Origin of the sequence: Microbacterium sp. 13-71-7 (assembly GCF_002257455.1) — a bacterium.
Classification (GTDB): Bacteria; Actinomycetota; Actinomycetes; order Actinomycetales; family Microbacteriaceae; genus Microbacterium.
In genome coordinates this window covers 1-11,733 of sequence record NZ_NCKN01000127.1, presented here as the reverse complement: position 1 = coordinate 11,733, position 11,733 = coordinate 1, and the positions used below count along the sequence as shown (strand labels likewise).

The 11,733-nt window shown below is 72.0% G+C and carries 6 protein-coding genes and 1 pseudogene; 3 read left to right on the top strand and 4 right to left on the bottom strand.

The features are described from left to right. Positions 1-517 (top strand): annotated as a pseudogene (locus B7X32_RS12820) (hypothetical protein); the annotation flags it as partial. A 39-nt stretch (positions 518-556) separates the two neighbouring features. Here B7X32_RS12820 and B7X32_RS12815 read toward each other — a convergent pair. From B7X32_RS12815 to B7X32_RS12800, 4 genes are all read right to left on the bottom strand, one after another. Further along, on the bottom strand, positions 557-1,984 hold the full coding sequence (locus tag B7X32_RS12815; protein WP_292720156.1) for a rhamnulokinase family protein: 1,428 nt from the start codon (positions 1,982-1,984) through the stop codon (positions 557-559). A 115-nt stretch (positions 1,985-2,099) separates the two neighbouring features. Further along, the gene (locus tag B7X32_RS12810) at positions 2,100-4,136 is read right to left on the bottom strand and encodes a bifunctional aldolase/short-chain dehydrogenase (RefSeq protein WP_292720153.1); all 2,037 of its coding nucleotides are present in this window, start codon (positions 4,134-4,136) and stop codon (positions 2,100-2,102) included. A 55-nt stretch (positions 4,137-4,191) separates the two neighbouring features. After that, positions 4,192-5,358, bottom strand: a complete 1,167-nt coding sequence (rhaI, locus tag B7X32_RS12805; RefSeq protein ID WP_292720150.1) for an L-rhamnose isomerase — start codon at positions 5,356-5,358, stop codon at positions 4,192-4,194. Then, positions 5,355-8,135, bottom strand: coding sequence for an alpha-L-rhamnosidase (locus B7X32_RS12800; protein ID WP_292720147.1), 2,781 nt, complete (start codon positions 8,133-8,135; stop codon positions 5,355-5,357). Before B7X32_RS12800 ends, rhaI begins: the two co-directional genes overlap by 4 nt. Before the next feature lie 229 nt (positions 8,136-8,364). On the opposite strand from B7X32_RS12800, the gene B7X32_RS12795 reads away from it, so the two are divergent. Both B7X32_RS12795 and B7X32_RS12790 read left to right on the top strand, forming a co-directional pair. After that, the gene (locus B7X32_RS12795) at positions 8,365-9,672 is read left to right on the top strand and encodes an MFS transporter (protein WP_292720145.1); all 1,308 of its coding nucleotides are present in this window, start codon (positions 8,365-8,367) and stop codon (positions 9,670-9,672) included. 41 nt (positions 9,673-9,713) lie between these two features. Further along, a partial coding sequence (locus tag B7X32_RS12790; protein WP_292720142.1) for a family 78 glycoside hydrolase catalytic domain occupies positions 9,714-11,733 on the top strand: 2,020 nt, incomplete at its 3' end.

Here is an 11,733-nt window from a genome sequence, read left to right as displayed (position 1 = left end):
CTCCGTCCCCGCACCCGAGGGCACGCTGCGCCGCTCGATCGTGCGGGACCGCGGCGGCGTCGAGGTCGAGCTGCGCCGGGGCGAGAGCGCGTTCACGGACACCCGTCGCTCGCTGGCCGCCCAGGCCGAGGCCGACCTGATCGTGGACTTCCGCGATCGCGAGGGCCCGACGATCGCCGAGGTGCGCGACGAGGTGCTGGCCGCCTTCGGGCTCGGCGCACCCGTGGAGCCCGCGGAGGCGTCCGTCCCCCGGGAGGGCAGTGCCGACGAGGCCGCTGCCGAGGCCGCCCACGCGTCGCAGGACAGTGCGCCGGTGCCGGGCGCGGAGGCGGTCGCGGAGGCGGTCGCGGAGGCCGCGGTCGCCGCGGCGCCCCCTGCCGTGCTCCTGCCGGCGCCGATCGTCGCGGGCACTTACCGGCACGCGCCGGTGCGGCTGCTGCCTGATGCGCCCTCCGTGCACGCCCCCGCGCCGGACTGGCACGGGCTCGAAGCCCGGCTCGCCCGCATCGCGACCTGAGGACGGCGGCGCGGCGTCGGGCGCCGCGCCGATTCGGGATCAGCCCCGTGGCGCGTAGTGCACGGGCGGATGTGTGCGGAGGACCAGGTCGCGCAGCTGCGCGAGGGAGGCGTCCGCGCCGAAGGCCGCGGCCGCGCGCGCCTGCACGAGCACGTTGCCGAGCGCCGTGGCCTCGACCGGACCCGCGAGCACGGGCAGGCCGGATCGATCGGCGGTCGCCTGGCAGAGCAGCCGGTTGAGGGATCCGCCGCCGATGAGGTCGATCGCCTCGATCGTCCGCCCGGTGAGCTCCGCCGCGGCTCCCAGGGCGTCCGCGAACGCCTGGGCGATCGACTCGACGACCAGGCGGACGAATGCGGCACGGTCGGTGGGAGGCTCGGAGCCCGAGGCGCGGACCACGGCGCGGATGCGCGCGGGCATGTCGCCCGGTGCGCTCAGGGACGGATCGTTCGCGTCGAACATGGGGCCGGCAGGGTCCGCGGCGGCCGCACGTGCCAGGAGCTCCGGGAGATCGATCGGCGCGCCGTCCTCGGCCTCCCAGGCGCGCACGGTCTCGGTGAGCAGCCACAGGCCGGTCACGTTGTGCAGGAAGCGGATCCGCCCATCGACGCCGAGCTCGTGCGTGAAGCCGGCGTCGCGCGCAGCGTCGGTGAGCACGGGCTCGTCGAGCTCGAGCCCGACCAGGCCCCAGGTGCCGCAGGAGATGTACGCCGTGGAGGGGGACGCGAGTGGGGCGGCGGCGACCGCCGAGGCCGTGTCGTGGGAGCCGACCGCGACGACCGGAAGATCCGCCCCGATCCGCGCGGCGACGGCGGGGAGCAGCGGCCCGATCCGCTGGCCGGGGTCGATGAGCGGCGGGAGCAGGCCGGCGCGGATCCCGATCCGCTCCGCGAGCGCGACGTCCCATTCCCGGTCGTGCACGCCGAGCAGTCCCGTGGTCGAGGCGTTCGTGCGCTCGGCAACGCGGACGCCGGTGATCCTGTGCGCGACGAGGTCGGGGACGAGCAGGGCGGTCTCGGCCTCGGCCGCGCCGTCATCCGCGGCGAGCTGGTACAGCGTGGTGAACGGCAGGAACTGCAGGCCGTTGCGGGCGTACAGCTCGGCGAACGGCACTCGTGCGTGCACCATGTCGACGCCGCGGGCGCCGCGTTCGTCGCGGTAGTGGAACGGCTCGGCCCGCAGCGCGTCGCCCTGCAGCAGCCCGTAGTCGACCGCCCAGGTGTCGATGCCGATGCTCTCGATCGCGGGCTCGCGGCGCACCGCCTCGGCGAGGCCGTCGAGGACGTGCTCCACGAGCGCCTCGAAGTCCCAGTGCAGGCCGTCCTGGCGCCGCACGGGCCCGTTCGGGAACCGTGCCACCTGCTCGAGTTCGAGCAGATCCGCTCCGACGCGGCCGATCATGACGCGCCCGCTCGTGGCGCCGAGATCGACGGCGGCGAACGCGCGACGGGGCTGCGCGGCGCTCATCGCGCCGACTCCTGCGCCGAACGCACGGGAAGCTGTCGAGTACACGGCGTGTTCGCGTGAGCTTCCGGTGCACTCGGCGCGATGCCGTGCATTCGGGGAGGGGTGCGGGTCGTGGTCATCGGAGGAAGGCGGCGGCGACGCCGGAGTCGACGGGGATGTGGAGTCCGGTGGTGCGGGTGAGGTCGGGGCCGGTGAGGACGTAGACCGCGTCGGCGACGTTCTCGGGGACGACCTCGCGCTTGAGGATGGTGCGGTTCGCGTAGAACTGGCCGAGGTCTTCCTCGGCGACGCCGTAGGTCGCGGCGCGGTTCGCGCCCCAGCCGGAGGCGAAGATCCCGGATCCGCGGACGACGCCGTCGGGGTTGATGCCGTTCACGCGGATGCCGTGTTCTCCGAGTTCGACGGCGAGCAGGCGCACCTGGTGGGCCTGGTCGGCCTTCGTGGCGGAGTAGGCGATGTTGTTCGGGCCGGCGAACACCGAGTTCTTGGAGGAGATGTAGACGATGTCGCCGCCGAGATGCTGGTCGATGAGGATGCGGGCGGCGGCTTGGGAGACGAGGAAGGATCCCTTCGCCATCACGTCGTGCTGCAGGTCCCAGTCCTTCTCGGTGGTCTCCAGCAGCGGCTTCGACAGGGAGAGACCGGCGTTGTTGACGACGAGGTCGACGCCGCCGAACGCGAGCACGGCCTCGTTCAGGGCGGCCTGCACGGCGGTAGCGTCGGCGACGTTCGCGGCGACGCCGATCGCGACGTCGGTGTTCCCGAGTTCCGCGGCGGCGGCGCGGGCCTTGTCCAGGTCGAGGTCGGCGATGATCACGCAGGCGCCCTCGGCGGCGAGGCGGGTGGCGATGGCCTTGCCGATCCCGGAGGCGGCGCCGGTGACGAACGCGATCCGGCCCTGGTGGGTCTTCGGTCTCGGCATGCGCTGCAGCTTGGCCTCTTCGAGCGCCCAGTACTCGATGCGGAACTTCTCCGCATCCGAGATGGGGGTGTAGGTGGAGAGCGCTTCGGCGCCGGCCATCACGTTGATCGCGTTGACGTAGAACTCGCCCGCCACGCGGGCGGTCTGCTTGTTCGCGCCGTAGGAGAACATGCCGACACCGGGGACGAGCACGATCAGCGGATCCGCGCCGCGGATCGCGGGGGAGGAAGCATCGGCGTGCGCGTCGTAATAGGCCTGGTAGTCCGCGCGGTAGACGGCGTGCAGCTCGTGCAGGCGTGTGATCTGCTCCTCGGCCGTCGCGGTCGCGGGCAGATCCAGCAGGAGCGGCTTCACCTTGGTGCGCAGGAAATGGTCGGGGCAGGACGTGCCGAGCGCGGCGAGCGCCGGAGCCTTCTCCGCGGCGAGGAAATCGAGCACCACGGGGGTGTCGGTGAAGTGCCCGACCATCGGCCTGTCGGTGGAGGCGAGACCCCGGATCGTGGGCGCGAGGGCCGCGGCCCGCTCACGCCGCTCGGCGGCGGGCAGCGCCTCGAACCCGGCACGGACACCACCGAACGGCTCCGCCTTCCCGTGCTCGGCGATGTATGCGGCGGCCGTGTCGATGATCCGCCGGGAGTGCGCCTCGGCCTCCTCGGACGTGTCGCCCCAGGCCGTGATGCCGTGCCCGCCGAGGATGCAGCCGATCGTGCCGGGGTTGTCGGCCTTGACCTGGGCGATGTCCAGGCCCAGCTGGAACCCCGGCCGCCGCCACGGCACCCACGCGACCCGGCCGCCGAAGACCGCCGCGGTGAGCGCCTCCCCGTCCGCGGCGGTCGCGATCGCGATGCCGCTGTCGGGGTGCAGGTGGTCCACGTGCGCGGCATCGACGAGTCCGTGCATCGCCGTGTCGATCGACGGAGCCGCCCCGCCCTTGCCGTGCAGGCAGTAATCGAACGCGGCGACCATCTCGTCCTCCCGGTCCACACCCGGGTACACGCCCCGCAGCGCCCGCAACCGGTCCAGCCGCAGCACCGCCAGCCGCTGCCCGGTCAGCGTGGCCAAATCACCGCCCGAGCCCTTCACCCACAACAGCTCGACCGGTTCTCCGGTGACGGGATCCGTGTCGGTGCCCTTGGCGGAGGTGTTCCCGCCCGCGTAATTCGTGTTCTTCGGGTCGGCGCCCAGACGGTTACTGCGTGCGAGCAGCGCGGCGGCGATGGGATGGATCATGTCTCTTCCTTGGATGCGGTGTTCGGGGAGGGTCTCGGACGGTCGCGGGGAGCGCTCAGGCGCCCCAGCCGGCCGGGGCGCCGCCGACGCGCTCGGCGGAGATGCGCTCCAGGTAGCCGGAGGCGTGGAACGCCGCCATCGGGTCGGCGGGCAGGCCGCGCTCCTCCCGCCAGGCGGCGAGCGCCGGACGCACGTCGGTGTAGAACGCGTCCATCAGCACGGCGTTCGCGCCCAGCACGTCGTTCGCGCGCTGCGCGGCGGCCAGCGCCTCGCGGTCGATCAGCAGGGCGCGCGCGGTCATCTCCTGCACGTTCAGCACCGAGCGGATCTGCCCGGGGATCTTCGCCTCGATGTTGTGGCACTGGTCGAGCATGAACGCCACGTCGGGGTTGTTCAGCCCGCCGCCGCGGATCACCTCGGAGATGATCCGGAACAGCTGGAACGGATCCGCCGCTCCCACGATGAGGTCGTCGTCGGCGTAGAACCGCGAGTTGAAGTCGAACGAGCCGAGCTTGCCGAGGCGCAGCAGCTGCATCACGATGAACTCGATGTTGGTGCCGGGGGCGTGGTGGCCGGTGTCCAGGCACACCATCGCCCGCTCGCCGAGCGCGGCGACCTGCGCATAGCTCGTCCCCCAGTCCGGCACGTCGGTGTGGTAGAACGCCGGCTCGAAGAACTTGTACTCCAGCACCAGGCGCTGCGCGTCGCCGAGGCGCGCGTAGATCCGCTGCAGCGAGTCCTGCAGGCGGTCCTGGCGGGCGCGCATGTCGTTCTGCCCGGGGTAGTTGGATCCCTCCGCGAGCCAGATCTTCAGATCCCGGGATCCGGTCGCGTGCATCACGTCGATGCAGGCGAAGTGGTGGTCGATCGCCTTCTGCCTGATCCGGTCGTCCTCGTGCGTGAGCGCGCCGAACTTGTAGTCCTCGTCCTGGAACGTGTTGGAGTTCACGGTGCCCAGCGCGACGCCCAGATCCTCCGCGTGCCGGCGCAGGTCGTCGTAGGAGTCGACGAGATCCCAGGGGATGTGCAGCGCCACGACCGGCGCCAGCGCGGTGTGCGCGTGCACCTGGGCGGCGTCGGCGATCTTCTCGTAGGGGTCGCGCGGCGTCCCGGGCGTGCCGAACACCCGGAAGCGCGTGCCGGAGTTGCCGAACGCCCAGCTGGGCAGTTCGATCGACTGCTTCTCGAGCTCGGCCAGGATCTCGGGGGAGAGCGTTGTCATGATGCGGTGCTTTCTTCGGTGCGGCGGGCGCGGAGGGTGTGGATGCCGGGGGAGAGGGCGGCGGATCCGTCCAGGATCCAGCCCGGCGCGAGGTCGACGTCGGCGCCGACCCCGAGCGGGAGCTCCACGGTCAGCTCGGCCGTCGCGCCGTCGCGCCGCCAGTCCACGGCGATCCGGCCGGCGGGCGCATCCACGTGCGCGCGGCAGTGGTCGAGCACGCCGTCGAGATCGGGCGCGATGCGTGTGCGCCGGTATCCGGGCTCGACGGCCTCGATGCCCGCGAGCCGGCGCATCATCCAGTCGACGACGCAGCCGAACGCGTAGTGGTTCATCGACATGCGCTCGACGGTGCCGTCCTCGTGCACGGCGCGCCACGCCTCCCAGATGGTGGTGGCGCCGTGGTCGACCTCGTAGAGCCACGACGGCGCCGTGTCCTGGATGAGCAGGGCCCTGGCGAGGTCCGGGTGCCCCTCGTCCCACAGCACGTCGAGCAGGAACGGGACCGAGACGAATCCGGTGTCGAGGTGGATCCCCGCCTCGTGGACGAGCTCGACGAGGCGCTCGACCACCCGCGGGCGCACCTCGGCCGGGACGGCGTCGAAGGCGAGGGCGAGCACGGCGATCCCCTGCATGTCGGGGCCGATCCGTCCGTCGTCGCCCACGTACTCCGCGGCGAAGGCGGCGCGCACCGCGGTGGCCTGCGCGCGCACCTGCGCGGCGGTCGCGGTGTCGCCGAGAGCCTCGGCGGACGCGGCGTAGAGATCGAGGGAGCGGATCTGGAACAGCGGGCCGGTGAGCTCGGCGGTCAGCTGCGGCGCCAGCATGATCGCCGCGAACCCGTCGAGCCCGTCCGCCTCGGGGCGGGATCCGTCCAGCGTCGACGGCGCGAGCCAGTCGCCGAAGTTCATCCGGCCGTTCCACAGCAGGCGCTGCCGGGCGAGGCGCTCCTCGGACAGCGTCGCAGGGTCCAGCCCCGCCGGCAGCGTCGACGCGGCGACCGCGGTCTGATGCTCGACCCAGATGCGCATGGCGTCGAGGTTGTCGCGGAGGAACCGCGGGTCCCCGTAGTGTCGGTACAGCTCCCAGGGTGCGATCGTGATGGCGTCGCTCCATCCGGCGGCGTCGCGGATGTCCCCGAGGCCCGCGTTCGGGAGATCCGGGTCGTCCATCGCGGGCGGCATGGGCACGATGATCGGCACGACCCCGTCGTGCGCGGCCTGATCGACGCGCACATTCGCCAGCCAGCGGTCGAGGAACGCGGCCACGCCCATCAGGGTCGCGGCGGTCGGCGCGAAGATCTGCAGATCCCCCGTCCACCCGGCGCGCTCCCGCTGCGGGCAGTCGGTCGGGACCGCGAGGAAGTTGGAGCGCTGCGACCACACCGTGTTCTCGACCAGGCGGTCCAGGCGCGCGTGCGAGGACGAGAACGAGGCGGTCTGCTCGAGGTCGTTCGCGATGACGGCGGCGGTGAAGTCCTCCGGAGCGGGGGAGCCCGGGTAGCCGATCAGCTTGACGTAGCGGAATCCGTGGAAGGTGAACAGCGGCTCCCACTCCTCGCCCGCCTCGTCCCCGGCCAGCACGTACTCGTCGGCCTGGTCCTTGTTCACTCCGAGGATGTTGTTGAGGAAGTCGCCCTCGGCGTCGAGGACCTCCGCGTGCTCGAGGCGGACGACCGTCCCGCGCTCGCCGCGGACGCGCATGCGCACCCGCCCGGCCATGACCTGGCCGAAGTCGATCACGGTCTCCCCGGCCGGGGTCGTCAGGATGCTCTGGGCGGGAAGCTCCCTCACCCGGCGGATCGGCTCGCCGACGAAGGGCACGAGCGGCACGTCGACGGGGACGAGCGCGCACGGGGTCCACCCCGCGAACGCCTCGGCGTCGTCCGTCGGCGCGTCCCAGCCCTGGACGGCCGCGGTGGCGTCGTGGCGCTCTCCGATGAAGATGTCAGACCAGTCGATCGCTCCGCGGGAGCTCCGCACGGCGGCGTCGGGGCGGATCACCCTGCGGGTGCCGTCGGGGAGCTCCACCTCCAGGCGCCACGTGGCGCGGAGCAGGTCGCCGTACTGGGCGCTGCGGCCGAGGATGGAGATCCGGCCGGCGTACCACCCGTCGCCGAGGATCACGCCGAGGACGTTGGCCCCCTCGCGCAGCAGGGCGGTGACGTCGTGGGTCATCACGGAGATCTCGTGCTGGTAGCTCTCGTACCCCGGAGCCAGCAGGCCATCGCCGGCGGGGAGACCGTTGAGGGACGGCTGGTGCACGCCCTGGCTGGTGATCCGCAGGCGCGCGGAGACCGGAGCGGCGGGGAGCTCGAACTCCTGCCGCAGGTAGCGGGGCGGATGCAGGCGCTCTCCGGGCGGGGTCGCGTCCTCCGCGGGGGCGAAGGCCTCCGGACCGAGCGTGAGCGGCCCCTCGGTGAGCACGCGCTCCTGCACCGGCTCCGCCCACGGCGCGTCCCAGTCGGCGAGTCCGATGCCGAAGCCGGCGGACGCCTCTGCGACGCTGCCGTCGTCGCCGCGCACCGCGAGGTGCCAGCGGTACTCCGCGCCCGGCTCCCCGGCGAAGCCCTCGGGCTCGAGCGCCGCGTCGGAGGTCTCGATCCATCCCGTGTCGTGCGCCTCGTCGCCGTGCGCGCCGGTGATCCGGATCCGGTGCGCCGTCGCGGCGCAGGCCGTGCCGTCGGCGCCCAGTCGCCAGGTCAGTCGCGGCGTCGTGCGGCGCAGGGCGAGCGGGTCGGTGAGGTGATCCGCGCGCAGGTCGGTGAGGAGGAGGGGCATCGACGGGCTCCTTTGCTCTGAATCGATTCAAGTCTTGGTGTCGAACCTAGGCGCTCCGCCGAGCGACGTCAAGTAATCTGGAGTTTCCGGGCGGAATGCGGAGCGGTCAGAAGTTCTTGAAACGGCTATTGTGAATCGATTCAAAACTTGCTAGCGTGCTGATCACTTCGGATCCGCCGCGCCGGGATACGCCGCCGCACTCCGGACCGCTCACGTTCAAAGGAGAACCATGACCGTCGAAGCCCCCGCCGTCCGTCACCCGAACCCCTGGTGGGTCGGCGTCGTGTGCGGCATGGCGTCGTACATCGACGCCGCCACGATCGTCGCGACGGGCATCGCCCTCGTGATCTATCAGCACACGATCGGCATCACGCCCGACCAGATCGGCATCCTGTCCGGCATGCTCACGCTCTCGATCGCGATCGGCGCGATCTTCGGAGGCCGGCTGGGAGACGCGCTGGGCCGTCGCACCGTCTTCCTCGTCACGATGCTCATCGTGATCGGCGGCATCGCACTGCTCATCTTCGGGGCGTCCTTCCCCGCGCTGCTGGGCGGCGTCGTCCTCGCGGGGCTCGGCACCGGGGCGGACCTCCCCGTCTCGCTCTCGACGATCTCGGAGGCCGCCACCGAGAAGAACCGCGGCGCGATCATCGGGCTCTCCAACATCCTCTGGGTGATCGGGATCCTCGGAACGATCGTCATCGCGACGTTCGCCGGCGGCATGGGCCGCCTCGGCGGCCAGCTGCTGTTCGGCCAGGTCGGGATCGTCGCCGCGCTCGTGTTCCTCGCGCGGCTCACGATCCCGGAGTCGCCGTTCTGGCTGGCGGCCCGCGACGAGCGCCGTCGCGGCGTCGTGACGGTGCGCGCCGACCGCGCCTCCGTCCGCGACCTGCTGCGCAAGCCGTATCTGGGCCCGTTCGTCGCACTGCTCGTGTTCTACGCGCTCACCAACGTCGGCGCGAACACCGGCGGCCAGTTCGGCACCTACCTCGCCGTCAACGTCGCGGGGATCCCCGTCCAGCTGAACTCGGCGATCGGCCTGGCGTCGTTCCCGATCGGGCTGCTGGCCGGGCTCTGGTTCATGCGCATCGTCGACGGCAAGCGCCGGATGACCTACTTCGTCTTCGGCGCGGTCGTGCTGCTCCTCGGCTATCTGACCCCGGCGATCCTCGGTTTCAGCCTGCCCACGATCATCGCGATGAACCTGTTCATGGGCATCGGCGGCGCCTTCGCCTTCGAGGGGATCATGAAGGTGTGGACGCAGGAATCCTTCCCGACGCTGCTGCGCACGACGGCGCAGGGCGCCGTCATCGCCGTCGCCCGCGTGGTCGCCGCGCTCCTCGCCTTCGTCACCCCCGCGCTCATCGCGGTCAGCCCGCAGGGGCTGTACGCGGTGCTGAGCGCCGTCGTGGCCGTCGGGCTCGTGGTCGCCTGGTTCGCCTTCCGCAACGCCGGGGAGAGCCAGTTCGTCACCGAGTCCCTGCGCACCGTCGACGTCGAGGCGGAGCCTGAGGCCGCCGCGCCGATCGAGTCCTGACCCCCGAACCAGCCGCACGCCCACGATCCGGAAGGACCGAGATGCACAGCCCCCTCCACCAGGCCGACTTCCTCACCGCGGAGGCTCCGCGCGAGGCCGCGATCCGCTTCCGGCGGACCGCGACCCCGGTGCAGCCGCGCGGCGCCGTGGCCTCCGCCCGCCTCAGCGCCACCGCGCTGGGCGTCTACGAAGCGCGACTGGACGGTGAGCCGGTCTCGGACTCCGTGCTGGATCCGGGCTGGAACGCGTACGAATGGCGGCTCCCGTTCCAGAGCTGGGACGTCACGGAGGCGGTGCGGACCGGATCCGGGGACCTCGCCCTCGAGGTGCTGCTGGGCAACGGGTGGTACCGCGGCGACCTCGGCTTCGAGGGCGCGAACGCCAACTACGGCGACCGGATCGCGGCGGCGCTCGCCCTGGAGCTCGTGTTCGAGGACGGTGCCGTCCAGACGATCGCGACGGACCGGGGATGGGCCGCGGAGACCAGCGAGGTGCTGCGCAACTCGCTCTACAACGGCGAGACGATCGATGCGCGCCTGCGCGGCGTGCCGGGGGAGGCGCTGACCGTCGAGACGGTCGACGTGGACCGCACCAGGCTCGTCGCCCAGGCGGGTCCGCCGGTGAGGCGCCAGGAGATCCTGCGCCCGGAGCGGATCTGGGCATCGCCGTCGGGCCGCACGCTCGTCGACTTCGGGCAGAACCTCGTGGGCTGGGTGCGGGCGACCGTGCAGGGTCCCCGCGGGATCGAGGTCGTGCTGCGGCACGCGGAGGTGCTCGAGGACGGCGAGCTGGGCGTCCGCCCGCTGCGCGCCGCGCGGGCCACGGACGTGTTCGTGCTGTCCGGCGGACAGGACGTGTTCGAGCCGACGCTCACCTTCCACGGGTTCCGCTACGTCGAGGTGACGGGCTGGCCCGGCGAGGTGCGCGCGGAAGACCTCGAGGCCGTCGTCGTGCACTCGGAGATGCGCCGCACCGGGTCCTTCGAGTGCTCGGAGCCGCTCGTGAACCAGCTCGTGCACAACTCGGTGTGGGGGCAGAAGGGCAACTTCCTCAGCGTCCCGACCGACTGCCCGCAGCGGGATGAGCGCCTCGGCTGGACGGGTGACATCGCCGCATACGCCGCATCGGCCTCGTTCCAGTTCGACACCTCGGACTTCCTGCACGACTGGTTGGAGGATCTGCATGCCGAGACGCGCAACTCGGCGGCCGGCATCGTGCCGATCGTCGTGCCCGACGTGCTGAAGTACGCGCACTTCCCCGAGGACTTCGCGTTCCCCGAGCTGGGCGCCACGGCGATCTGGGGGGACGCGGCGGTGTGGGTGCCGGAGGCGCTGTGGCGCGCCTACGGCGACCGGGAGAGGCTCGCCGCGCATTACCCGGCGATGGTGCTGCATCTCGAGTCCGTCGAGAAGGCGCTCTCGCCGACCGGACTCTGGGACCAGGGCTTCCAGTTCGGCGACTGGCTCGACCCGGATGCTCCGCCGGAGAACCCGGCCGCCGCGAAGGCGGATCCGCACGTCGTCGCGACCGCGTGCCTGTACCGGAGCGCCGTGTTCGCCGCGGAGGCCGCGGGAATACTCGGTCTCGCGGAGGAGGAGGGGCGCTGGCGCGCGCTGGCGGACCGGACGCGCGCAGCCTTCCAGGAGCACTACGTCGAGGACGGCATCGTGCGCTCGGATTGCGTCACGGTCTACGCGCTGGCCATCTGCTTCGGGCTGCTGGACGACGAGGACCGCGGGAAGGCGGCCGATCGCCTGGCCGGTCTCGTGCAGGCCGGCGACTACCGCGTCACGACGGGGTTCGCCGGAACGCCGTTCGTCACCTGGGCGCTCTCCGAGACCGGTCATGTGGAGGACGCGTACCGGCTGCTCCTGGAGACCGAGAACCCGTCGTGGCTCTACCCGGTGACGATGGGGGCGACGACGGTGTGGGAGCGCTGGGACTCGATGCTCCCGGATGGGACCATCAACCCCGGCGAGATGACGAGCTTCAACCACTACGCGCTCGGAGCCGTGGCCGACTGGATCCACCAGGTTGTGGGTGGGATCCGTCCGGCCGAGC